Origin of the sequence: Salarchaeum sp. JOR-1, from assembly GCF_007833275.1 — an archaeon.
In the GTDB taxonomy this organism is placed as follows: domain Archaea; phylum Halobacteriota; class Halobacteria; order Halobacteriales; family Halobacteriaceae; genus Salarchaeum.
Genome location: NZ_CP042240.1, coordinates 71,060 through 95,603, shown reverse-complemented (window position 1 = coordinate 95,603; position 24,544 = coordinate 71,060). Strand labels below are relative to the sequence as shown.

Here is a 24,544-nt window from a genome sequence, read left to right as displayed (position 1 = left end):
ATCGGCGCGCCCCGAGCGGGTTCGATGGGCGCGTCCGCGTTGCGGGCAACGACCCGCGGGGCGCGGTGTTCGTCGTGGATCTGGAGTGCGGCGTCGTCTCAGCGGCGGCGTTCCTCGATGCCGACCGTGAGGATCGATTTGGCGATTGCGAGGCCGCCCGTGAGGGGGTCGAGTGTCGTCTCACCGGCGCGTTCGCGGTAGTCGATGGGGAGTTCGCGAACCCGGTAGCCGCGGGCGAGCGGGCGGAGGAGGAGTTCCGCGGAGAGGCCCGTGTTCTCCGTCCACGCGATGTCTTCGATGACTTCGCGGCGGTACGCGCGCATTCCGGTGGTGGTGTCGTGGACGCGTTCGCCGAGGAGGAGGGAGGCGAGGAGGGCGAACGCGATGTTCCCGTACCGGTTGGTGTCGGGCATCGCGTCCGCGCCGTGGTAGAGGCGGTCGCCGCTGACGACATCGTAGCCGTCGTTGATGGCGTCGAGGAAGTCGGGGAGGCGTTCCATGGGGTAGGTGTCGTCGCAGTCCGTGGTGACGACGATGGGGCGGTCGGGGGTGGTGATGGCTTCGTGGACGGCGACGCCGTACCCCTGCGGGGGTTGTTCGACGACGGTGGCGCCGTGTTCGCGCGCTATCTCGGGCGTGCGGTCCTGTGAGCTGTCGACGCAGACGACGGTCGCGCGGTCGTCGGTGGCTTCGGCGATGTCGGTGAGAACCGTGTCGATGGCCGCTTCCTCGTTGTACGTTCCCATGACGACGCTGACGTCGTCGAAGGTGTACGGATCGTCGGACATACGTGTCCACACACCCGCCAGTGTTTTAGGCTTACCTAAACACTCGTGAGCGTGTCGTGCAGGTGGTCGGCCGCCTTCAACGAGAGCGCCGCGAGCGTCAGCGTCGGGTTCATCGCCCCGCCGGTCACGAACACGCTGCTCCCCGCTATCCAGAGGTTATCGAGGTCGTGCGTCCGTAGCTCCGGCGTCACCACGCTCTCGGTCGGGTCGCGGCCCATCCGCGTCGTCCCCATGTGGTGGAACGCCGGCCCCGTGTTCTCGGGGCCGACCTGCCACGTCACCTCCGCCCCCAGTTCGTCAAGTACGCGCTCCTGAATCTCGTTCGCGCGCTCCAGCGTCCGCCGCGTCACGTCGTCGAGACCCCAGTGAACGTCCGGCACCGGGTTTCCGTGGTCGTCCGTCTGCGACGCGTCCAACCCCACGTAGTGCTCCGCGCGCGGCCGCTGCTCGACCAGCCCGCCCATCGCGATGTGGTTGCCGTACGACTGCCGGAGCGACCCGAGCAGTGCGTCCCCCCACTCGTCGCTCCCGAGCGCCTCCCGCACCGGCGACGGCCCCGCGTAGTTCAGGAACTCGAGTTTCAACCGCGCGTAGTCGCTCGCGTCGCCGTCCGCGCTCGGCACGCCGCGCTCGGTTCCGCGTGCAGGGTCGTCGTAGAACTGGTGGGACTCGCTCGTGAGGAACCCGATGTGGTTCTGCCGCGTCTCCTCGTCCAGCACGCCGCCCGTCCCGGCGAACACGTGGTCCATGAAGTACCGGCCCACCGCGCCGCTCGTGTTCGCGAGCCCGTCCGGATAGGCGTCGGACGCGGAGAGCAAGAGGAGTCGCGGCGTCTCGACGCCCCCGCACGCGACCACGAACTGACTGGCGTGCTGGCGGTGCGTCTCGCCGTCCGGCGTCGCGTACACCGCCGCGGTCACCCGGTCGCCGGACGCGTCGTGTTCGAGGCGCTGTACCGCCGCCCGGTCGATGACGCGGGCCCCGTCGGCCTCCGCCGACGCGACGTGCCGGGTCGCGTCGTACTTCGCGCCCGACGGACACACCGGCTTACAGGTCCCGTAGCCGATACACGGCGGCTCGTCCGCGTAGGCCTCCGAGTTCCGCGCGTTCGGAACCGAGTGCATCGCGATTCCGAGTCGCTCGCAGGCGTCCGCGAACAGCGAGTCGCTGTACGACGGTTCGAACGCCGGCATCGGATGTGGTTCCTCTCGCGGTGGCGCGAACGGGTTGTCGTCCGCGCCCGCGACGCCGAGCGCGCGCTCCGCCGCGGCGTAGTACGGCCGGAGGTCGTCGTAGTCGAGCGGCCAGTCCGCGGCGACGCCGTGCCGGGACGCCTGCTCGAAGTCGAGTTCGTGCAGCCGCATCACCATCCCCTGCCAGTGGAGCGTCGACCCGCCGACACCCTTCACGCGCGCCCGGTTCAGCGGGTAGCCGCGGTCGCCCGACGACGTGTAGGCGTCGCGCTCCCCGCCCATGTTCCAGACGGAGAGCGGGCCGTGGCCCGGTCGGATATGGCGTTCCATGCGGTCGCGTCGGCTGTCCTCGTCGAATCGCTCGCCTGCTTCGAGCACGACGACGTCGTGGCCGCGCGCCGCGAGCGTGTCCGCGACGAGCGCACCCGCCGGTCCCGCGCCGACAATGCAGACGTCCGCCGAATCGGACGGCGTTCGGTCTCCACTCATGGCGGTTGCTGGTAGCTCCCCGTTCCTCCGGGGTGGCCGATCGGGTTCTCGATGCCGACGAGCTTCCCGCCGGTGGGCGACGCGTAGAGCGCGTACAGGAGGTCGTTCACGACGTAGTACCGGACGCGTTCCACGTCGCTCCCCGCGGGGTCGGGGTCGGCGGTGTCGGCGTTCATCGCGTGGAGCGCGTCCGAGCGCGTCAGTCGGTGGAGGCCGGCGAAGTCCTCGTCGTGCCAGGCGCGGGCGTAGTCGTCGAGGTAGTCCGTCGCCGCCGCGATACCCGCGGCGTGGTCGGGGTGGTCGTGGACGCGGCCGTCGAGGAAGGTTTCGACGAAGGACGCGACGTTCTCGACCGCTGTCGGGTAGAGGGTGTGAGCGGCGGCGATCATCGTCTCTCTGCTGTCGGCGTCGAGCGGGCGGTCGTCCGACTCGTCGTCGCCGGTGAGCACGACCGCACCGCCGACCGCCGTACCGGTCGCGGCGAGCGCGGCGAGGGCGTCGCGTCGACTCAGCTTCATCCATCCGTGTTTAGGCAGGCCTAAACTTAGTGGTTGCGTTCGGCGGTCATCGACACGGTCACGAACACGCTCGGCCGCGTCGACGACGGCACGTACGCCGCCGCACCACCACACGCCCGCGCGTTCGCGCACCGCTCCACCCGCGGTGACAGCGCTCGAACGCCGCTCCCGGTCGCGTCCACCGGCAGGGACAGACGGTACGTGAACCCGTCCCCGCCGCCGTACTGCACGAACGCCGACACCCGCACCGTCTCCCGGCCAGTCACGGTCAGCGACTCGGTTCCCACGACGGACACGTCACCCATGACCGACACCCGGCCGTCACGCACGGACACGGTCAGGTCGACCGCTCCGTTCGTGGGTTCGGCCGTGTAGTACGCGCTCTCGCCGCCGGTCGCGACGCGAATCGTGGTCGCCGTCGCTGCCGCCGGGACGCCCATTCGTGCCTCCATCGTCACCGCCGCCCCGGACACGTCCCGCACTCGCTGCAACCGAGCGGCCGACGGCGACCCCGCGGCCGGATTCCACGCCCCGCGATAGACGTACCGGTAGAGGGATCGGTTCGGGAACGCGTCCGCCACCGCGAACGGCCGGTCGTGGATGGCGTACACCGCGCGCCCGTCGAACCCGGGGTCGTTCCGCAGCACCTGGAACGGATGGTTCAGCCAGTCGCCGTACGGGTCGGGAACCAACACCACCGAGTCCGCGGGAGCACCGTCCTCGAACGGCGCGTACGCCGTCTCGTACGTCTCCGTCACGTCGAGACTCGTCTCCACGGGATCCGCCGCGTTCCCCGCGGTCACGACCGCACCGCCCCCCAGACTCACCACGACGACGAGCGCGACCGCGGCGCGTGCGACTCGCGGATCGAACCGCTCGCGCGCCACCCCGCGGAGCACCGTGACGCCGCGGACGGCTGCGAGCGCCGCGAACACGGCCGTCGGAACCAGGAGGTCGAAGTGGTAGTACGGGCCGAGCACGGACACCAGTCCGTCGCCCGGCGCGGAGACGTCTCCGAGGATGTTGAACGTCCCCCAGAAGTAGACGTTCCCCGCGGAGACCGTGACGAACACGCCGGCCACCGCCGCGGCGCGCGCCGACCACTCGCGGCGGGCCGCCCACACCACGCCGGCGGCGGCGAGCAGGCTACCGAACACGCCGCCCGCTACCCACTCGGTGAAGAACAGGTCGAGGACGACACGGTTCACGCGGAGCGCGAGTTCGGGCGTGTACACGATTTCGTGACCGAGCAGGCGACGCTGCCCGAACCCGAGTCCGTCCAGCGGCGCGAACGCCTGATACGGGAAGACGAACGCGCTCCCGGTCACCAGCGCGTTATAGCCGAGCGCGACGCCGACCCCGAGCAGGCCGAGCGCCGCGGTTACCGCCTGCCGTGGGAGCGCCGCCCGCCAGTCCGCGCGGAGCGTCCAGAGCGCGTGCGCGATGAACGGCGTCGCGAACAGGACGGCGGTGTACGGCCGGGAGAAGAACGCTAGTCCGACCGCGCCGCCGGCGACGGCCGCCCACCGTCGACTCCCGGTGCGGTCGGCCCGCAGGTAGGCGTACGCGAACGCGAGGTTCAGCAGCGTCGTCGGCGCGTACGGCAGGAACACGCCCGACTCAATGATGAATAACGGAGACGCGAGCACGAACGCGCCCGCGAGCAGGCCGACCCGGGAGCCGAACACCTCCCGGGCGACGAGCGCGGTGAGCGCGACGACGCCGGCGGCGATACCCGGTAGTGCGAGCCGGTACGCCCCGAACAGCTCTCCGAGCGCGAAGAAGAGCGCCGGAACCGGCGCGTACTTCGCGTACAGTCGGTCGCCCGCCTCCACGAAGAACCACGGCCGGAGCGCGTCCTCCAGCGGCGGCCGGAGGAACACCTGGCCGTCGAGCAGCATCGCGGCCTGCTGGAGGTAGACGCCCTCGTCGTGGTTCAGGGAGTGATAGGGGAACACCGTGGTCGACACCACCCACGCGAGCGTCGCCGCGACACCGGCGAGCGCGAGCACGCCCCAGTGCCAGCGCCGGGTCATTCCTCGGTCGGGAACCACGCGAGCCGGTGGTCGATGTCGAGGTCGACGCGAACGCGCTCGTCGAGCGAGAGCTGGTCGGCGTGGTTGTGCTCGCAGTAGACGAGCCCGCCGGAGTCGAGCTGCACGCGGTAGACGAACGCCGGTCCCGTGTACTGGCGGTGGACGACGCGGCCGTTCCCGCCGTCGGTGGGGACCGCCCGCAAGTCGTCGGGGCGGACGAGCACGTCGACCTCCGCGCCCTCGTACTCCGCGTCGAGGCCCGCGATAGCGTCTCCGGGCACGTCCCCCACCGGGGTCTCCACCGTTCCGTCGGCGAACCGGCCGGAGACGAACCCGGCCTCCCCGATGAACTCCGCGACGAACCGGGACGTCGGCTGTTCGAACACGGTCTCCGGCCGCCCGATCTGTTCGAGGTGGCCGTCGTTCATCACGGCGACTCGGTCGCTGATGGACAGCGCCTCCTCCTGGTCGTGGGTCACCGAAATCGCCGTGACGCCCGTCTCCTTGAGGATTCGACGCACCTCCTCGCGCATCTCCCGTCGCAGGGACACGTCGAGGTTCGAGAACGGTTCGTCGAGCAGGATGACGTCCGGTTCGGGTGCGAGCGACCGCGCGAGCGCCACGCGCTGTTGCTGGCCGCCCGAGAGCGTGTCCGGCGCGGCGTCCGCGTAGTCCGCCAGGCCGACGAGGTCGAGGAGGTCGTTCACGCGGCGCTCGACCGCCTCGTCGGGCCGGTCTGCGATACCGTACGCGACGTTCTCGCCGACGGACAGATGCGGGAACAGCGCGAAGTCCTGGAACAGCAGGCCGATGTCGCGGTTCTCCGGGCGGACGAACGTCTCGCCGTCCGCGACGACGTCACCGCGGACGCGGACACAGCCGCCGTCGGGGCGTTCGAGGCCCGCTATCAGGCGGAGCGTGGTGGACTTCCCGCAGCCGGACGGTCCGAGCAGCGTCAGGAGTTCGCCGTCGCGCACGTCGAACGAGAGCGAATCGACGGCGGTTTCGGGGCCGAACGACCGCGTCACCCCGTCGAGTTCGAGGACGGCTGGTCGGTCGTGCTCGTCTGTGTCGGGTCGTACGTGGAGTGTCTCACTCATTCGTGTCACTGTCGTCCGCGTCTTCCTGTGCGAGGATGACGGCCATCGAGAGGCCGGATACGACGACGAGAACGAGCGCCGGGAGCGCTGCTCGCCCGTACAACCCCGCTTCCTGTACTCGCCAGATGTACGTGACGAGCGTATCAAAGCCTAACGGACGAAGGATGAGCGTGGCGGGGAGTTCCTTCATCGTCGTGAGGAACACGAGCGCCGCGCCGGTGACGATGCCGGGCGCGATGAGCGGGAGCGTGACGGAGCGGAACGCGCCGAACCGGGATCGGCCGAGCGTGCGTGCGGCCTCGACGAGCGTCTGGTCGACTTGGAGCGTCGAGGTCCGCATCGATCCGATCGCCTGCGGGACGAATCGGACGACGTACGCGAACACGAGCAGGGGGATGGTCTTGTAGAACGCCGGAACGACGTTGAGGCTGAAGCTCACGAGCGCGATGGCGAGCACGATGCCGGGAGCGGCGTATCCCGCGTACGGCGCGCGGTCGGCGAGCGCGGCCAGCCGTGAGTCGGACGCGGCCGACCGCAGTGCGATGGGGAGCGCGACGAGTACGGACGCGACGGCCGCGAGGAGTGCGACGTAGAGCGAGTTCCAGCCGTACGTCCACGAGAACGCCATCGACCCGCCCGCGTACCCGGGGCCGCCGTTCGTGAGCCAGAGCCCGAACACGACGATGGGGAGGAGAATCGCGGTCGCGCCGACGAGGAGCGGCAGGACGAGGAGCGGGTAGCGCAGCCAGCCGAGGCGGATGGAGAGCGCGCCGCGGTTCCCGCCGCTCGCGTACGCGCCGGAGTCGTCCGCGCCGATCCGGGATTCGACGGCGAGGATGACCGCGGTGACCGCGAGCAGTTGGAGGGAGAGGAGGGCCGCGTAGTCCTGCATGAATCCGGTGTAGCGCGCGTAGATGAACTGCGTGAACACCTGGACGCGCATGATGTTCGGCGTGCCGAAATCGGAGAGCGTGTAGAGCGCGACGAGGAGCGCGCCCGCGGCGACGCCCGGCAGTATCTGCGGGAGGGTGACGCGGCGGAATGCCTCCCAGCGGCCCGAGTTCAGCGTTCGCGCGGCCTCGACGAGGGACGCGTCGAGCGAGAGGAGGGACGCGCGGGTCGTCAGGAAGACGTACGGGTACGTGTAGACGGTGAGGACGAGCGCCGCCCCGGTGAATCCGTCTACCGTGGGTATCGTCTCGACGCCGAGCGGCTGGAGCGCGTTCGCGAGCACGCCGCCGCGTCCGGTGGCGGAGACGACGGCGAACGCGCCGAGGTAGCTCGGGACGGCGAGCGGGAGCGCGGCCAGTACCGTCCAGAAGCGCTTGAACGGGATGTCGGCCTGCACGGTCAACACCGCCAGTGGAACGCCGACGAGGACGCTTCCGGCGGTGACGACGGCGACGAGCGCGACGCTGCGCGCGAGCACCGCGAGCGTCGTCGCGGACGTGGCGAGGTCGATGGCGCGACCGCCGAGACCGAGCACGTCGACGAACAGCCAGCCGAGCGGGATGACGAGCACTGCCGCGACGGCGGCGGCGAGGAACGTCAGGCCGGTTCCGACGGCTCCCGCCTCGTCGTTCGTGGCGAGGTCGACCGCCCGTGCGACGCGCTCCGTAACCGTCATCCCAGAACGCCGGCGTTCCGCATGATTTCGAGCGTCTTCTCGAGGTTCGAGAGCTTCGAGAGGTCGATATCCGGCGGGTTCAGTTCGTCGATGGTCGGGAGGCCGCCGACGGGCGTGACGCCCTCGATCATCGGGTACGCGAAGCTGACGGTGGCGAAGAACTCCTGGGCTTCCGCGGAGAGCAGGTGCTTGATGAAGTTGTTCACGAGCTGGTCTTTCTCGGTTCCCTTGATGCGGAGCGCGCCCGCGACGTTGACGAGGGCGCCGGCGTCGTCGCTCGTGAACGCGAGGGCGAGCGGGGCGTCGGGGCGCTGGTTCTTCACTCGCATCGCGTAGTAGTGGTTCGCGAATCCAGCCGGGATCACTCCGTCCGCGACGCGCTGGGAGACGACGAACTCGTCGGGGAAGCGCTTCGCGCCGTTCTCCCGCATCGCGACGAGCCACTCGCGGGTGGCGTCGGGGCCGCGGAGCAACCGCATCGCGGTGATGAACGACTTGAACGCGCCGTACGTTGGCGCCCAGCCGACCGTGTTCGGGAAGGAGGCGGCGGACGGGAAGTCCTGCACGGCGTCGGGGATGTCGCTCTCGGAGAGCTGGTTCGTGTTGTAGGGGACGCTGCGTGCGCGTCCGGCGACGCCGACCCACGCGTTGTCGTCGCCCTGAAAGTCCTCCGGGACCGGTTCGACGACGTCCTTCGGGAGTGGTTCGTAGGCGTCGTTGTCGGCGACGTACCCGAGGGAGCTGGCGTCGATCGACCAGAAGACGTCCGCCTGGGCGGCACCGGCCTGCACTTCCTTGACGATGTTCTGCGCGAGCGAGGCGGAGGCGGCGCTGCTCTGGTAGACGGTGAAGTCGGGGTATATCTCCTGGAGCATCTTGACGAAGCGGTAGTAGATTCCGCCTTCGCCGCCGCCGATGTAGAGGCTGAGTTCTCCGGAGAGGTCGGGGAGTTCCTCGATGGACGTGCCGCCGGGTGCGGGTCGGCCTTCGACGATCGCACCGGACCCGCGGAACGTGGCGAGTTCGGGAATCGTTACGCGTTCGTCGTCCGAGCTACCGCCGAGGAGGCCTTGACAGCCGGCGAGGCCGGCGAGCGACCCTGCGGCCGTCGCCTGGAGGAACCGTCGCCGGGTTCGTGGTGAATCACGCATATGGTTTAGGCAGACCTAAATAGACTAAGTGTTTGCGGTTTCGTCAGTCGAGCGCGGCCGGCGTCGGGGAGTCACGCGCCCGCTCCTCGATGGCGTTCAGGCAGTCGAGCCACGACCGCATCGCCTCCCCGCACTCGTTCAGGAACGCGCCGTTGTTCCACTCGCTCCAGTCGCCCGCCGCGAGCTCGTCCGCGATCGCGCGGAACACGCCCGCGTAGGACTCGGCGTCTTCGCCAACCCCGTCCGCGACCTCCCAGACGTGTTCGTTCAGTTCGAGGCCGGCGACCTCGTTCTGGAGGTCGTCGAACGTCGACCGCGGCGCCTTGTTGTGCTCGCACAGCGGGTCGCCGTTGTAGATCTGCGTCCCGAGGACGTCGCACGCGCGCTTCAGGAACACGCCCGACCAGATGTCGTCGAACCGCCCGACCTCCCAGTCGTTGTCGTCCATCGGCAACTGGTAGAACGCGGGCACGACCTCCCGACGGAACGCGAGGTTCATCGAACACACCGTCAGGTACTGGCCGGACGCGGCGACGAAGTCGTCTCCGAAGTCCTCGCGGGTGGTCCGCGTCTGCGCCTGCCCCTGGAGGTCGCCGTCCATCAGGATTCGCACGGCGTCGAGGTCGGGAACGTTCGTCCAGAGGCCCTGCGAGGCGACCACGGAGTCGACGCGCTCGGTCTCCGCGCTCACGGATTCGTCCATCGCCGCGTACGGGTAGCCGCGCGGGTAGAGGTCGTTGTCGCCCTCGTGGAGGACGTTCACCCACTGTTCGTCGGAGCGAACCGACCGCAGGTCGCCCTCGTAGTGGAGGTTGTCCATGTGCGTACCGAAGAAGTTCACGTCCTCGTGCGGGAGCGTGTCGTCGTCGATGAACACGCCGTACTCGAACCCGGGGTCGTCCCAGAGGTAGAGCAGGCCGAACGACGTCTGTGCGTGGCTGGCCGCGGGGATCAGGTCGGCGTACTCGGAGAGGCCGCGGTCGTCGAACCACGCCTCGCGGGCGGTTCCGTCGAACACCGCGCCCGAGACCGCGAGGTCGTCGAGCATTCCCTCCATCGCGGCGGTGTCGCAGAAGTCCTCGGTGACGAGGACGAAGAACAGGCGGTCGGTGTCGAAGCCGTGGCGGCGGGCGTTCTCGACGTAACTCCGCACGCAGTCGTACTCGCGTATCGTCGGGACGATGACGCAGATGTCCGGGCGGTCGCTCATTCCTACCCCTAACGATGTTTAGGCCGGCCTAAAGTCTATCGGGATGGCGTGGGCGCTCGCTCCTCCGCGTCTGCTGCAGTGATTCCGGAGAGCCGCATCGCGTTCGCGGTGACGCCGACGGTCATGCCGGCGTCGCCGGCGAGGACGGCGAGCCAGATGGGAACATAGCCGAAGGGAACGGCGAGCGCGAGGCCGGCCTTGACAGCGAGGCTCGCGCCGACGTTCTGCCGGATGACGGCGTTCGCGCGGCCCGCGAGCATGTGGATGTACGGGAGTCTGGAGAGGTCGTCGCCCATCAGGGCGATGTCAGCGGTCTCGAGCGCGGTGTCGGTGCCGGCCGCGCCCATTGCGACGCCGACGGTCGCGGTCGCCATCGCGGGCGCGTCGTTGATGCCGTCCCCCACCATCGCGACGGTCTCGTACTCCGCGACGAGATCCTCGACCGCCGCGACCTTCTCTTCGGGGAGGCGTTCGGCGCGCACGTCGTCGATACCCACTTGGGCGGCGATGGCGCGCGCGGTGCGCTCGTTGTCCCCGGTGAGCATCACGGTGTGTTCGACGCCCTGCGCGTGCAGGCGTTCGACGGCGCGCGCGGCCTCCGGGCGCACCTCGTCCGCGACCGCCACGACGCCTTCCAGTTCGTCCGCCGTACCGACGAGGACGACGGTCTTCCCCTCGGACTGGAGGGCGGGGACGGTGTCGGAGAGGAGGTCGAGGCAGTTGTGGCGCTCGCAGAGCTGCTGGGTGGTTCGCGTGACGACGCCGCCGTCGGTGGTCGCGTGGACGTGCGCGAGGTCGAACCCGAGCTCCTCGAACAGGCCGGGTTTCCCCGCGTAGTGTCTGGTGCCGTCGAGGTCGGCGCGCACGCCCTTCCCCGTGATGTTCTGGAAGTCGGACACGTCGTTCCGCGGGACGGACTCCGCGTCGGCGCGCTCGACGATGGCGTCCCCGATCGGGTGTTCGCTGCGGCGTTCGAGGCCGCGCGCGCACCGGAGCACGTCCGCCTCGGTGTTCCCGTTCAGGGGGACTACGTCGGTGACGGTGAGTTCGCCCTCCGTGAGCGTGCCGGTCTTGTCGAACGCGACGGCGTCCACGTCCGCGACGGCTTCGAGGTGCGGGCCGCCCTTCACGAGCACGCCGTTCTTCGCCGCGCTCGTCAACCCCGACACCACCGAGACGGGCGTAGAGATAACGAACGCGCAGGGGCAGGCGAGCACGAGGAGGGTGAGGCCGTTCACGAACGCGTCCGTCCACGAGATCCCGAGGGCGAACGGACTCCCGAGCACGACGAGCACGGCGAACGCGACGACTGCGGGCGTGTAGTACGCGGCGAACCGCTCGACGAACTGCTCGCGGTCGGTCTGCTCGGACTGGGCGTCCTCGATGAGGTCGACGACCCGGGAGAGCGTGTCCTCGCCGGCCGCGGACGTGACTTCGATTTCGAGGTAGCCCTCCTCGTTGATGGTGCCGGCGTAGACCCCGTCCCCCTCGGTCTTGTCCACGGGCACGCTCTCGCCCGTGATGGGGGCCTGGTTCACGGCGCTCCCGCCCGCGACGACCGTGCCGTCCATCGGTATCTTCTCGCCCGGGCGCACCACGACCACGTCGCCGACGTCGACGGCTTCGACGGGGACGGCTTCGGTGGTGTCGCCGCGCTTCACGGTCGCCTCGTCCGGCGAGAGCTCCATCAGTTCCTGGAGGCTGTTCCGCGCGCGGTCTATCGACGCGCGTTCGAGGAGTTCCGCGACGCTGAACAGCACCGCGAGCGTCGCCGCCTCGAAGTACAGCGACTCGCCGAACCCGACGCTCGCGGCGAGCGCGCCCGCGATGGCGAGCGTCATCAGGAAGTCGATGTCGAGGCTGTAGTTCCGCGCGGAGTAGTAGCCGTTGCGCAGGATGTCCTGACCGCCGATAGCGACCGCGAACAGGAAGAGGGCGTCCGCGAGGTGGACGGGTTCGCCGAGCACCGCCGCGACCTGCGGGTTCGTCGCGACGAGGAACTCGAACACGAGGCCGATTGCGAGGAGGACGCCGCTCACGGCGGTCTTCTTCGCGCGGGAACTCCGCCACACGCCCGCCCGCTCCTCGCTGCCGCGGTCGTGCCCGCGTTCGTCCGCGCTGTGGGCGTCCGCGTCCGCGCGGCCGCCGTCCACGCGGACGACTTCGTAGCCGGCGCCCTCGACGGCCGCGATGACCTCGCTCTCGTCGGCGTCGTCGGGGTCGAACGTCGCGACGACCCGGCCAGTGGTCGGCTGTGTCTCGTACGAGCGGAGGCCGGGGACGCTGCGGAGGCCGCTCTCGACTTTTCCCGCGCAGGACGCGCAGTCCATGCTCGGCACCGCGAGTTCGAGCGTCACCCCGGCGTCGTCGGCCGGCGTACCGTGGTTCGCTTCCCCGCCGGGGGACGGGTCGTCTGCATCGTCGGGGGGAGTCATTACGAGAGACTAGCCGCCGAATGGCTATTAACTCGGCTGCTACGAACCCGGTTGTATCTACTAGTCATTCGTATCTCACTCGCATTGCGTTGTTACTCGGGGGCCGTCGTCCGTGTGAACCGTGAGAACTGGCGTGTTCGCGTCTCGGGCGACACGCTCCGTCGTGCTTCCGAGCAGTCGTCTGGAGACGCCATTTCGTCCGTGCGTCCCCAGTACGACGATGTCGGCGCCGATCTCGTCGGCGCACACGAGGATCTCCTCGTCCGGCACGCCCTCCCGGAGCGCCGTCTCGACGGGCACGCGTCCGTCGCTCGCCCGCGCCGCCACGTCCGCGAGCACGTTCTCGCCGGCGCGCTCGCCGACCCTGCGGAGCGTCTGCTTCACGTCGGCCTTCGAGACGGTGAGCCAGCTCGTCTCCGTGTCAACGACGTACAGCGCGGCCAGGGTCGCGTCGGTCGCGGCGGCGAGGCCGACCGCGTGTCGCACGGCGGCCTGTGCGGGTTCGCTGCCGTCGGTCGCGACGAGGATTCGGTCGTACATCTAGAGCACCCCGAAGCCGAACTGGCTGTACGGCCACGCGTAGTGGAGCGTCACGCCGACGACGAGCGCCGGGATGGTCGTGTAGATCGTGGCGACGATGGCGGCCTTCATGTCGATGGCCATCAGGGGGAAGAGCGCGTCGCCGTCCTGGCTGACGGCGTTCGCGGTGAGCGCCGAGAACGGCAGGCCGCCCTCGGCGTACACGTGCGCGAACACGATCTGGGGCGCACAGCCCGGGACGAGGCCGAGCAGTGCGCCGCCGATGGGGGCGAGCACGCCCGCGGCCGCGGCGAGCGCGGCGATTTCGACGCCGGAGATGACGATCGCGTACTCGTAGAGGAGGTAGGCGACGATGACCCAGACGGTCACCATGCTCGTCTCCATCGCGGCGTGCTGGAACGTCTCGTACGCGCTCTCGAAGTCGTCGCGGATGCGGCCGGCCTGTCCCTCGCCGATGAACTCGCTGCCGACGAAGTGGAGGTAGAACGACGCCGTCGTCCCGAACAGTCCGGCGGCCGTGAACAGGCCGAAGAACGTCGGCGCGAACGCGAACGGGACGTCGGGCGCGCCCCGTGCGAGGTAGAGCACGCCGGCGGCGAGTCCCGCGAACGCGACGACCCACCAGACGACGTGGACGACGTGGCTGAACGCCGTGAGGGCGGGCGTCAATCGGTGGACGAGCCGGTCCCACTGCCCGCGGACGCCCGACCGGGGTGTCCGGCCGGTACGGGCGGGGTGGCTGTGGCCGTGCGCGTCCATCTCGAAGTCGGGGATGCTCGGCCCGCCGTCCGCGACGTTCTTGGTGGCGAATCCGCCGTCGGTGACGGGGCGGCCGATGCGGCCGACGGCGCGGTCGACGCGCGCGACGCCGAGGCCGTAGCGGTCGACGGCGTAGCCGAAGAGGACGGCGGAGACGAACGCGAGGCCGTAGGCGTAGGCGGCTGCTTCGGGGGCGAGCGCGAGGATGACGAACGCTGAGTCGCCGGCGGTCGCGGCGAGCGCGGCGATGACGGTGCCGAAACTCACCGTTCCGCGGATGTAGAGCGGCATCGCGATGATGGCGCCGCCACAGCCGGGCGTGAGGCCGAGGAGCGCGCCGGCGAGCGGCTGCACGTGTTCGTTCTCCTGGAGGTAGGTGACGATGCGGCCGCCCGTCCGGTACTGGACGTAGCTGAAGACGAGGACGGTGACGGCGACGAACGCGCTCACCTGCACGAAGCCGTCGCGAACCGAGAACACGAAGATGTCGATGGCGTCGCCGAGCGTGAGCGTGAGCGCGAGCGCGTCCGGGATGCCGGCGGGGAGGAGCGAGCCCGTGGTCAAGACTGGGTCGCCTCCGTGTGCCTGCCCGCGAAAACGCGTCGTGAACGAATGGATTCGAACATACTTCTCAAGACATTCTCAAACTCCAAACTATAAAATAGTTCCTAGTAAACTCAGATTTAGACGCATCTAATTCACGATGGGGGCGCTCGTCGCCGGTGGCCCTGTGGTCTTCGGCGCCGTCGCCGACTACGGCTACTTCGACGAGGGGGACGTCGCGCTCGCCGTCTGCACTCTCACCGACCGGCTGCCCGACGACACGGCAGACCCGTTCGATTCGTTTCCTGCACCGCGTCAGAAAGCTTTCATCGCGGCCGCGTCTCTGATCGGGTATGCGACGCCGCGAGTTCCTCGCCGGCGGCACCGCCCTCCTCGCCCTCCCGCTCGCCGGCTGCGCCCATCCGCCGGTCGTCCTCGACATGACGGAGGCGACCCCGACGCGAATCGCGGACGAGCGCTCGCTCGCTCCCGACCCGGGTTCCGACGAGTATGCCGTCGTCGCGGCCGCCCGCGGGAACGATTCAGTCACGCGAACCAGACGGGGCCGCCTCTTCTACGACACGGACACGGTTCGCGTCAACGGCAGCGTGTACGCGGTCTCGGAGACCCGCGTCGACAGCACCGACGTGACGGCGTACGAACTCCGCATCGACTTCAATCCCGACGACGCGACGCCGACGCTCGGCGAAATCGCGTACGCTAACCTGCCGCCCGCGGACGACCGCCGCCTCGACGAACTCATCGAGAGCGAGTCGAAACGCACCGTCGAGGGCGCGGACATCGTCGTCACCTACGGGACGCCGGCGGAGGTCGGTGACTCCGTCTTCGTTCCCGACCCCCAGTACGACATCCTCGTCTACGAGGGCGACCGGTACCGCGTGACGATCACCTCCCGCGCGAGCACTCGGAAGACGTACCGCTACGAGGTGACGCGGATCGCCAGCCTCAGCGCGTTCGTCGACCGGATTCGCGAGCGATATCGGTTCACGCTCTCCGGGCTCTCCGAGGCGGAACGCGATGTCGTCGACGCCGCGGTCGAGGGTGGGTATTTCCAGGAGAGCGACGCGTTCCACTCCGTCGTCGAGCGGTTTCACGACCACGACGCGCTCTCCCGAACCGACTCCGACGGCACCTGGCTCGTGCGGTACGAGGGCGAGGAGTACCTCGCGGACATCGAGTGGTAGTGGGGACGTGGCTGTTTCCCGTCGCCGCGTGCGGCCGTCAGCCCCGTCCTCGTGACCCCAAAACGCTTTGCGGCGGCCGGCGCTATCTCGCGGTATGTACGAGGACATTCTGCTTCCGTTCGACGGAAGCGACGGCGCCGAGGCGGTTCTCCAGCACACCGCCGACATCGCGGACGCGTTCGACGCCACCGTCCACGTCCTGTTCGTCGCGGACACGACGCGGGACTCGGTGACCGTCGTCGAGGGCCGGACGGTCGACGCGCTCGCGGAACAGGGCGAGGACATCGTCGCGGAGGCCGAGCGAACGCTCCGTTCCGCAGGCGTCGACCACGAGTCCGACGTCGTGCAGGGGAATCCGGCGCCGACAATCGCCGAGTACGCCGCGCAGTACGGCCACGACCTCGTCGTGATGCCGACGCACGGCCGCCGCGGCGTGTCGCGGTACCTCGTCGGCAGCGTCACCGAGAAGGTCGTGCGGCTCTCCACGGTACCCGTCCTGACCGCGCGTATGCGCGACGACGACCGGCTGTCGTTCCCCTACGAGAACGTCCTGCTTCCGACGGACGGGAGTCCGGGTGCGACCCGCGCGGCCGAACACGGCCTCGCGCTCGCCGGCGCGCTCGACGCGACCGTGCACGCGCTCTCCGTCGTCGACACCGCGTTCGCGGGGTTCGACGTTCGCTCGCCGACGGCGGGTGAGGCCGCCGCCGACGACGCGCTCGACGACCTGGAAGCGACCGCTGCGGACTACGCGGTCGAGTCCGTCGTGCGGCACGTCGACCGGGGGAGTCCGGTCGACGGCATCCGCGACTGCATCGAGGACGCCGACATCGACGCCGTCGTGATGGGAACGAGCGGCCGACGCGGCACCGACCGCATCCTCCTCGGGAGCGTCGCCGAGAAGACGGTTCGGTCCGCCCCGGTTCCCGTCGTCACGGTCGGCGACCCCGACCAGTCCTGACGCGTGACAGAGGCGGCGTTCCCGCCATTCTTTAGCTGAAAGTAGGCGCTAAGCCCCCGTCCTCAGCGAGCGCCGACCGAACGGGCGGCGCGAGCAGGGAGGGGATACAGCGTTCACGAGAGCAAGGCTCTCGTGCGCGAACGAGACGCTTCGCGTCTCGTCACCGCCGCACAGTTTCACGGATCGTTCGGATGCGCGTGCGCGCCGATTCGACCGGTACGCTCGAACTCGTCTGCGAGCGGGCCGCGTCGGACGCGGCCCCCCAGGTCCGGTCGTTCGTCGGAAACCGCGAGTTCGGCCTCCTCGTCGACGACCTCGACCCCGACGAACCGGTGACGCTGTTCCTCGAACTCGACGCGTCGGCCGTCGTCGTCCGGTGAACCAGTAAGCTTCAAGGGATACGGCCCCAACTCCGAGTGAAGCCGTTTCGACGGCCTCCCTCCAATGAACACTGACGAATTCACCGCTGAACACGGCCCGACCGACTCCGGCGAACCGTTCGAACTCGAGAACAAGTACACCCTCAACGCCACTGTCGACGGCGAAGTCCTGGCGAAAGCAGGCGCGATGGTCGCCTTCACGGGCGACCTCTCGTTCACCGGCAAAAGTTCGGCCGAGGGCGGCATCAGCGGGTTCCTCAAGCAGGCCGCGACCGGCGAAGGCACACCCGTGATGTCCATCGAGGGGCAGGGCGAGGTCTATCTCGCCGACGAGAAGAAGAAAGTCCAGTTGCTCGAACTCGACGCGGAGGAATCAATCACCGTCAACGGCGAGGACGTCCTCGCGTTCGACTCCGATATCGCGTACGAGATCACGTCGATGGACAGCCTCGCCGGCGCGTTCGCCGGCGGCTTCACCAACGTCACGCTCACCGGCCCCGGCTACGTCGCTATCACCACGCACGCCGATCCGATCGTTCTCCACCCACCCGTTTCCACCGACCCGAGCGCTACCGTCGCCTGGAGCGACACCACCCCGGACGTCCACGTCAACAAGAGCCTCTCAGACATGATCGGTCAGGACTCCGGCGAGCGCTTCCAGATGGAGTTCACTGGTGACAGCGGCTACGTCGTCGTCCAGCCCTACGAAGAACACGCCGGCCAACACTAACCGCGCTCCGCGCCCGTTCGCGCCGTATCGCGGCGTCCCTGCCGTGAGTGGCGTTCGCCTCACTCCGGGTCGGGAACCGAAAGGCCGAGGGCGCTCCGCTCCGAGTGTGCGGATATGGATTTGTCGTCGCTTCCGTCGCGGCCGCTGACGGGACGGGAAGTCGCGGCGCTCGACGAGTCGGGCGCGTTCGTCGCGGTGCGGCCCGTCGAGCGGTTCGAGTTCGAGGCCGTCGAGGAGACGCTCGTCGTCGCCGTCGTCCTCGTCACGACCCGTGGCGTTCGCGGTGTCGCCTTCGCTCCGGATACCGGGTGGCGGGTCGTCCACCGCGACGACCGCGACGGCATCGAGGCGCTCGCGGACGTGCCCGAATCCGCTATCGACGACGCGCAGCGCGCGCTCCGCGCCGAAATCACTGAACTCGAACGCGAACGCGGGTTCGGGAGCCGGCTCGTCGACGCCTACGAGACGCACTCCTAACCCGACGCGCGGCGTCTGCGAACCGCTGGGGCTACCCTCCGTAGCCGTCGCCCTCGATCGGTCCGCTGAACACGCTGTAGAGGAACGTGAAGTACCACAGCACCAGCAGGAGGACGGGGAAGCCGAGGACGGTGGTGAGGTTGAGCGCCAGCGGTGAGACGACCGCCTCCCTGACTGTCAGCCCCGTCGCGGGGTAGACCGTCGGATAGAGCAGGACGGCGACGAGCGCGGCCAGCAGCGCGGGCAGGGCGAGCGCGGTCGCTAGCCACGCGCGGTACCGGCCGCGTGCGGCGAGCGCGCTCCCGCCGACGCCGGCCGCGACCGACGCGACGACTAGCGCGGCGACCGGCCGGGAGAGAACCGCGTCGGCGGCTCCGCCGGCGTCGGTCAGGACGACGCTCGCCAGCAGCACCACCACGCCACCGAGGTACGCTGCGGTCGCGGTGATGCCGTACCGCCGGAGCGTCACCGCGAGCTCGGGGTCGGTCTTCGCCGCGAGGAACGCCGCGCCCGTGACGACTGACACTGCGACCAGCCCGACGCCGGTCAACACGGCGGGAAGCGAGAGAGTCGGCGCGTCGAATATCCAGCGGCCGGCGAGCACGCCGAAGAGCAGCGGCGCGAGCGCGCTTCCCGCGACGAACGAGTAGTCGCAGTAGCGTTTCCAGCGGTCGTCGTCGCGCTGTTCGCGTAGCTCGGGGCCGAGGCCGCGGAACAGCAACGCGAGGACGAACCCGATGGCGAGCAGGTAGTGGTCGGCGAGCAACCGCGAGTACACGCGGGGGAAGGCCGCGAGGAGCATGGTTCCGAAGGCGACGAGCCAGACCTCGTTGGCGTCCCACACCGGGCCGAACGCCGACAGGAACGTCTCCCGGTCGTGTTCGTCGTCGAGGGTCGCGTACAGGATGCCGATGCCGAAGTCGAAGCCGTCGAGCACGATGTACATCCCCAGCGCGAACATGACCGCGCCGAACCAGATTTCGGGGAGCGCGTCGACGAGGTAGGCGTCGACGGGGAGCCAGTCAGTCATCGTTGTTCACCTCCGGGAGCGGGCCGCGCCAGCGGCCGTCGGTCGCGTCCGCCGCCCCGAGGTCGCGGAGCTCCTCACGAATCAGCCACTTCAGCACGTAGAGCGCGGTCGTGATGAGGGCGATGTAGATGACGACGAACGCGGTGAGTGTCAGCGTGGCGTCGGTGCCGGAGAGCGCCGTGGACACCGCATCGTTGGTCTTGAGTTCGCCCTGAATGACCCAGGGCTGCCGGCCGATCTCGGTGACGTACCACCCGGTGAGCAGGGCCGCGTACCCGAGCGGCGACGCGAGAACCATCGCCTTCAGGTAGCGGTCGCTCTCGGACAGCCGGCCGCGATAGATGAGGTACGCACCCCAGAATGCGAGCGCGATGAACAGGAATCCGAGGCCGACCATCATGCGGAACGACCAGAAAACGAGCGCGACCGGGGGGTTGTTCTCGTACTCGTTCAGTCCGAGAACCGTTGCGTCGAAGTCACCCCCGCTGGCGAGGAACGACCCGACCCCGGGGAGGCTCACGGTGAAGAGGTTCTCAGCGCGCGGGTCGGTGATGGCGTCGACGGACGTCGGGAACGCGAGCAAGTGGAGGTCTGCCGATCCGGTCTCGTAGTGGGCTTCCATCGCGGCGAACTTCTGCGGCTGCGTGTCCTCGACGTGCCGTGCGTACGCGTCGCCGTGCAGCGCCTGGAACGGCGCGGAGACGAGCAGTATCACGACCGCGAGTTTCAGTGCGGTGTTCCACGCGGCGGCGTCGCGTTTCTTCCAGACGATGTACGCGGAGACGCCCGCGACCAACAGCGCGACCGAGATGACGGACGCGTTGATCATGTGGACGTACATCCACGGTAGCCGCGGGGTGAAAAACGCCGCAATCGGGTCGGTGAGCCGGGCTACTTCGAGCCCGTTACGCACGACCATCTCGTAGCCCTGCGGGGTCTGCATCCAGGCGTTGACGACGAGAATCCAGAACCCCGACAGCCACGCGCCGAACCCCACGAGCACGGAGGAGAGAATGTACGTCCGGTCGCTGACGCGGTCGCGGCCGTACAGGAGCACGCCGAGGAACACCGCTTCGAGGAAGAACGCCATCTTCGCCTCGAAGGCGAGCGGGCCGCCGATGAGTTCCCCGGCCACCTCGGCGAACCGCGGGAAGTTCGTGCCGAACTGGAAGCTCATCGGAATCCCCGTGACCGTCCCCATGACGAATCCGGCGGCGAACACCTTCACCCAGAACGACCGCAGGCGAGCGAACCGCTCGTCGCCCGTTCGCACGTCCTTCCACGTGAAGTAGACGATGAACGGTGCGAGTCCGACGGAGAGCGCGGCGAAGAGGATGTGGACGGAGATCGTCCAGCCGAACTGCGCGCGACTCGCGAGCTCCGGCGAGAGGAACGCGAGCCATCCCGGATCGACAGCGGTCACAGTTGCAGACGCGAACATGCGTTAGCGTTCGCGGTCTATGCTATTAGCCGGTCGCCCAGTTCTCGCGTTCGAGCATCCAGCGCGGGCATTTAAGCCCCGTCACACGCTACGTCTCGTACGCGCACTTGCCGACGAGGGCGGCGAACGTGGGCCGGGGTTTCGTGCGGCCGTCCGAGCCCTCGAGTCGACCGCCCGCGGGATTCCGGCGAGGCGAGCCCGGCGAGAAACAGGCTGTACCACGACCGCCTACTGTCGCCCGTCGTCGGTACGGATTTCGAACCGCGCGCCGCCCGCCGGTCCGTTCGTCGCCGTGACCGCCCACCCGTGCCGATCCACGACCTCCTCGACGATACTGAGGCCGAATCCCGTCCCGTCCTCGGCAGTCGTGTACCCCGCTTCGAACAACGTCGATTGCTCGGCGTTGGGGAACCCGTCTCCGTCATCGGCGACGTAGAATCCCGCCTCCGTGTCACCGACCGTCACCGCTACGTCCGGCCCGCCGTGGTCGACCGCGTTCTGCAGGAGGTTCGTGACGAGCTGCTGGAGCTGATCGCGGTCCGCTTCGATGGTGCGCTCCGTCTCGACGGAGAGCGTCGCGTCCGGCGTGGAAATCGCCCCCCAGCACGCTCGCGCTATCGCCGCCAGCGAGACCGACTCCGTCTCCATCGCCTCCTCACCGGCGCGGGCGAGCGCCAGCAAGTCCTCGATCATCTCGTCCATTCGACTCAGTGCGTCGCCTATCTTCTCGATGTGCGCACTCTCGTACTCGTCGCGCAGCAAGTCCAGGTGGCCGGCCGCGACCTGTAACGGGTTCCGCAGGTCGTGGCTCACCACGCTCGTGAACCGCTCCAGTCGCTCGTTCTTCTGGACGAGCTCGCGCTCGCGCTGCTTCTGCTCGCTGATGTCGCGGTCCATCGCGACGAACCGGTCTTTCCCCTCCAGATTGAGGCGGATGAGGTGGACTTCGATGGGGAATGTCGACCCGTCGCTCCGTTCGAGTTCGCCCTCGAACCGCTGCGGGCGATTCGGCGGCATCGTCTCCCAGAACGACGACGACCGATCCGGGTCGGCAGACGGGTCGAGATCCCAGACGGTCCGCCCGACGAGTTCGTCCTCGGTGTACCCGAGCTCGTCGCACAGCCGCTGGTTCACGTCCCGGATGACGCCGTTGATGTCGTGCACTGCGAACATGTCCGGCGAGTGTTCGAACAGCGCCTCCAGCCGCGCCGTCTGGGTCTGTAACTGCTGTTCGTACTGCTTCTGTTCGGTCACGTCGTCTTGGAACCCGACGAACAACTCGAGGTCGCCGTCGTCGTCGAACAGCGGTGCGATACGGACTCGATTCCAGAACGGCGTTCCGTCCGTCCGGTAGTTCCGCAATTCGACCGTCGTCGACTCCTGGTTCTCGACGGCAGTCCGGAGTTCCGCCACCGGTTCCTCGGCTGTCCGCTCTCCCTGGAGGAGCCGACAGTTCCGCCCGAGAACGTCGCGTTCCTCGTACCCGGTCAGCGCCGTGAACTCCTCGTTCGCGTAGACGATCGGATTATCGTCCTGCTGCGGATCGGTCAACACGATCCCGATGGGTGCCTCTTCCATCGCGCGCTCTTTCAGGGACGCGCTCGCGGGTTCGGTGTCGCTCGCTGGAGGCGTGAGCGTACAGACAAGCGAGCCATCGCCGGTGTACGAGAGCGTGTGTTCGACGGTGACCTCCTCGCCACTTTTTCGGACGAACGAGGTGGTGCCGTGCCACCGGCCGTGGCGCGCTTCCGGCAGCAGGACGTCGTAGACGTGCTCGACGTCGTCGTCCTGATAGAGCGTCTCCCAGTGAACCCCGAGGAGCTCCTCGCGGTCGTAGCCGAGTATGTCCGCCCACGCAGAGTTCACGTACTCGATGTAGCCGTCCTCGTCGAGGATGCCGATGCCGTCTTGGGCGGTTTCGATCGCTTCGAGCCCGCGGTTCATGTACTGTTCCGCCCGAACGGCTTCGACGGCGTTCTGAATCCGGTTGGCGAGGACGCTGTACTGCTCCGTGCCACCGGCTTTCTGGAGGTAGTCCGTCACGCCAGCCGTGATCGCTTCGCTGGCGATCTCCTCGCTCCCCTTCCCCGTGAAGAGGATGAACGGCAGGTCGGGATGCGTGTCACGCACTCGTTCAAGGAGGGTCAGGCCGTCCAACGGGGGCATGTCGTAGTCGCTCACGATGCAATCCACGGACAGCTCGTCATCAGCAAGCCGCTCCAGCGCCGCTCGCGGCTCGGTCTCAGAATGGACGGTGAAGTGCTCTCGTTCGCGTTCGAGAAACGCGGCGACGAGCTCGCAGAAACTGGCGTCATCGTCGACGTGGAGGATATCGATCGTCTGTGCCCTTGGGAGCGCGCTCGGCTCAGGAAGGGCGTCCCGGTCGGTCATACGCACTCAAGGGAACCGACACGGTAATGATCTGCTGATTACGGAATCGCACGGAGAACGATCCGCCCGTCGGGGCGGGGAGGCTGTCACGGCCAGAGGCCGCGCGTTTCGTGCGCGTCGGCGACGCGGGAGAGCGCGACGATGTACGCGGCGGTCCGCCAGGACACGTCGTGCGCGGCGACCTCGTCGCGGACGTCCGCCCACGCGGTGAGCATCTCCGTTTCGAGTTCCTCGTTCACGCGTTCGAGCGACCACGCCCGCCGATTGATGTCCTGCAGCCACTCGAAGTAACTCACTGTCACGCCGCCGGCGTTCGCGAGGATGTCCGGGATGACGGGGATGTCGCGGTCCGCGAGTATCGTGTCGGCCGCGCTCGTCGTCGGGCCGTTCGCGCCTTCGACGACGAGGTCAGCGCTGACGGCGTCGGCGTTCGACTGCGTGAGGACGTTCCCGACCGCCGCGGGAATCAGCACGTCGACGTCCAGCGTGAGGAGGTCGTCGTTCGACACCGTCTCCGGTGCGTCGTGTCCCTTGACGCCCTCCGGCTCCTCGTGGTGGGACGGAATCGCGTGCGTGTCGAGGCCGTTCGTGTCGTAGACGCCGCCGTTCACGTCGCTGATCGCGACGACGTTCGCCCCCCAGTCGTCGAGCAAGCGGGCCGCGTTCGCGCCGACGCTCCCGTAGCCTTGAATCGCGACCGACGTCTCCCTGATGTCTTTGTCGTAGTAGTCGATGGCTTCGCGGGCGATGATGGCGACGCTTCGCCCGGGCGCCTCGTTCCGTCCTTCGCTCCCGCCGACGATGGGGGGTTTCCCGGTGACGACGCCGGGCGTGGTTTCGCCCTCCTGCATCGAGTAGGCGTCCATCAGCCACGACATCGTCTGCGGGTTCGTCCCCATGTCGGGCGCGGGGATGTCTCGGTTCGGGCCGATGACGTCCCTGAGTTCCTCGGTGAAGCGGCGTGTGAGGCGTTCCTTCTCGGGGTCGCTCAGGTCTTTCGGGTTCACGGCGATACCGCCTTTCGCGCCGCCGAACGGGAGGTCCATGACGGCGCACTTCCACGTCATCCACATGCCGAGGCCGACGCACTCGTCGCGGGTGACGTCGGGGTGGTAGCGAAGCCCGCCCTTGAAGGGGCCGCGGACGCTGTCGTGTTGCGCGCGGTACCCGGTGAACACCTCGACTGAGCCGTCGTCGCGCTCGATGGGGACGGTGACCTCGTGGACGTTCTTCGGGTGTTCGAGGCGTTCGACGATGTCCGGGTCGATGTCGAGGTGCGCCGCGGCCTGATGGAGCTGGCGGCGCGCGGTCTCGAGCGCGGTCTCGTGCTCGTCGGGTTGTGCGTCCGCGGCCGGGGTGGCTGGTGTCGACATGGTTATTCGAGGGGGAGGTGGCGGTTTCGAAGCGGGCCGCTGCAGTCGGGGCAGTTTCCGGGATGGGTGTCCGCGACCACGATGTTCCCGCAGTCGAAGCACTCGTACGCCGTCTCGTCGGTCTGGCTTGGGTCTGCGTCTCTCATAGTTGCGTGTCGAGTCCCGCG

At 68.7% G+C, this 24,544-nt stretch carries 21 protein-coding genes; 5 read left to right on the top strand and 16 right to left on the bottom strand.

Annotated elements, in window-relative coordinates:
• Positions 1-98: 98 nt before the first annotated feature.
• The 11 genes from FQU85_RS00485 to FQU85_RS00435 all read right to left on the bottom strand — a co-directional run bounded on the left by FQU85_RS00485 (position 99) and on the right by FQU85_RS00435 (position 14,410).
• Positions 99-788, bottom strand: coding sequence for a dolichyl-phosphate hexose transferase (locus tag FQU85_RS00485; protein ID WP_145843245.1), 690 nt, complete (start codon positions 786-788; stop codon positions 99-101).
• Between the two features lie 35 nt (positions 789-823).
• Complete coding sequence (locus FQU85_RS00480) at positions 824-2,470, bottom strand: GMC family oxidoreductase (protein ID WP_145843236.1); 1,647 nt, start codon at positions 2,468-2,470, stop codon at positions 824-826.
• Positions 2,467-2,988: a gluconate 2-dehydrogenase subunit 3 family protein gene (locus FQU85_RS00475; protein ID WP_145843229.1), complete on the bottom strand. Its 522-nt coding sequence runs from the start codon at positions 2,986-2,988 to the stop codon at positions 2,467-2,469. Before FQU85_RS00475 ends, FQU85_RS00480 begins: the two co-directional genes overlap by 4 nt.
• 26 nt (positions 2,989-3,014) lie before the next feature.
• Positions 3,015-5,024, bottom strand: coding sequence for a glycosyltransferase family 39 protein (locus tag FQU85_RS00470; RefSeq protein WP_145843222.1), 2,010 nt, complete (start codon positions 5,022-5,024; stop codon positions 3,015-3,017).
• Positions 5,021-6,124: an ABC transporter ATP-binding protein gene (locus FQU85_RS00465; protein ID WP_145843216.1), complete on the bottom strand. Its 1,104-nt coding sequence runs from the start codon at positions 6,122-6,124 to the stop codon at positions 5,021-5,023. The genes FQU85_RS00470 and FQU85_RS00465 overlap by 4 nt, the downstream gene beginning before the upstream one ends.
• Positions 6,117-7,751, bottom strand: a complete 1,635-nt coding sequence (locus tag FQU85_RS00460; RefSeq protein WP_145843208.1) for an iron ABC transporter permease — start codon at positions 7,749-7,751, stop codon at positions 6,117-6,119. The genes FQU85_RS00465 and FQU85_RS00460 overlap by 8 nt, the downstream gene beginning before the upstream one ends.
• A complete protein-coding gene (locus tag FQU85_RS00455; RefSeq protein WP_145843198.1) occupies positions 7,748-8,902 on the bottom strand; it encodes an extracellular solute-binding protein in 1,155 nt (384 codons plus the stop codon). Before FQU85_RS00455 ends, FQU85_RS00460 begins: the two co-directional genes overlap by 4 nt.
• Before the next feature lie 43 nt (positions 8,903-8,945).
• Complete coding sequence (locus tag FQU85_RS00450; RefSeq protein ID WP_145843190.1) at positions 8,946-10,112, bottom strand: alpha-1 4-glucan-protein synthase; 1,167 nt, start codon at positions 10,110-10,112, stop codon at positions 8,946-8,948.
• 35 nt (positions 10,113-10,147) lie between these two features.
• Positions 10,148-12,547 (bottom strand): cation-translocating P-type ATPase, encoded by a 2,400-nt coding sequence (locus FQU85_RS00445; protein WP_145843180.1) that lies wholly within the window; start codon positions 12,545-12,547, stop codon positions 10,148-10,150.
• A 75-nt stretch (positions 12,548-12,622) separates the two neighbouring features.
• Positions 12,623-13,087, bottom strand: coding sequence for a universal stress protein (locus FQU85_RS00440; protein ID WP_145843170.1), 465 nt, complete (start codon positions 13,085-13,087; stop codon positions 12,623-12,625).
• Positions 13,088-14,410, bottom strand: coding sequence for a putative manganese transporter (locus FQU85_RS00435; RefSeq protein WP_370516751.1), 1,323 nt, complete (start codon positions 14,408-14,410; stop codon positions 13,088-13,090).
• Between the two features lie 332 nt (positions 14,411-14,742).
• Between FQU85_RS00435 and FQU85_RS00430 the strand changes: the two genes are divergently transcribed.
• The 5 genes from FQU85_RS00430 to FQU85_RS00410 all read left to right on the top strand — a co-directional run bounded on the left by FQU85_RS00430 (position 14,743) and on the right by FQU85_RS00410 (position 18,142).
• Positions 14,743-15,594: a hypothetical protein gene (locus FQU85_RS00430; RefSeq protein ID WP_145843162.1), complete on the top strand. Its 852-nt coding sequence runs from the start codon at positions 14,743-14,745 to the stop codon at positions 15,592-15,594.
• Positions 15,595-15,688: 94 nt separating this feature from the next.
• Complete coding sequence (locus FQU85_RS00425) at positions 15,689-16,555, top strand: universal stress protein (protein WP_145843153.1); 867 nt, start codon at positions 15,689-15,691, stop codon at positions 16,553-16,555.
• Between the two features lie 191 nt (positions 16,556-16,746).
• Positions 16,747-16,935 (top strand): hypothetical protein, encoded by a 189-nt coding sequence (locus FQU85_RS00420; RefSeq protein WP_168219900.1) that lies wholly within the window; start codon positions 16,747-16,749, stop codon positions 16,933-16,935.
• Positions 16,936-16,999: 64 nt separating this feature from the next.
• Positions 17,000-17,665 (top strand): AIM24 family protein, encoded by a 666-nt coding sequence (locus FQU85_RS00415; RefSeq protein ID WP_145843141.1) that lies wholly within the window; start codon positions 17,000-17,002, stop codon positions 17,663-17,665.
• Positions 17,666-17,779: 114 nt separating this feature from the next.
• The gene (locus FQU85_RS00410) at positions 17,780-18,142 is read left to right on the top strand and encodes a hypothetical protein (RefSeq protein ID WP_145843131.1); all 363 of its coding nucleotides are present in this window, start codon (positions 17,780-17,782) and stop codon (positions 18,140-18,142) included.
• A gap of 31 nt (positions 18,143-18,173) precedes the next feature.
• On the opposite strand, the gene FQU85_RS00405 is transcribed toward FQU85_RS00410, so the two are convergent.
• The 5 genes from FQU85_RS00405 to FQU85_RS00385 form a co-directional block, all read right to left on the bottom strand.
• Positions 18,174-19,172, bottom strand: coding sequence for a cytochrome d ubiquinol oxidase subunit II (locus tag FQU85_RS00405; RefSeq protein ID WP_145843119.1), 999 nt, complete (start codon positions 19,170-19,172; stop codon positions 18,174-18,176).
• Entirely contained in the window at positions 19,165-20,613 is a 1,449-nt protein-coding gene (locus FQU85_RS00400) for a cytochrome ubiquinol oxidase subunit I (RefSeq protein ID WP_145843111.1), read from the bottom strand. Before FQU85_RS00400 ends, FQU85_RS00405 begins: the two co-directional genes overlap by 8 nt.
• A 228-nt stretch (positions 20,614-20,841) precedes the next feature.
• Complete coding sequence (locus FQU85_RS00395) at positions 20,842-23,004, bottom strand: PAS domain S-box protein (RefSeq protein ID WP_145843103.1); 2,163 nt, start codon at positions 23,002-23,004, stop codon at positions 20,842-20,844.
• An 86-nt stretch (positions 23,005-23,090) separates the two neighbouring features.
• Positions 23,091-24,377, bottom strand: coding sequence for a glutamate dehydrogenase GdhB (gene gdhB / locus FQU85_RS00390; protein WP_145843094.1), 1,287 nt, complete (start codon positions 24,375-24,377; stop codon positions 23,091-23,093).
• Between the two features lie 2 nt (positions 24,378-24,379).
• Positions 24,380-24,523: a rubrerythrin-like domain-containing protein gene (locus FQU85_RS00385; protein ID WP_145843085.1), complete on the bottom strand. Its 144-nt coding sequence runs from the start codon at positions 24,521-24,523 to the stop codon at positions 24,380-24,382.
• Positions 24,524-24,544: the final 21 nt, after the last annotated feature.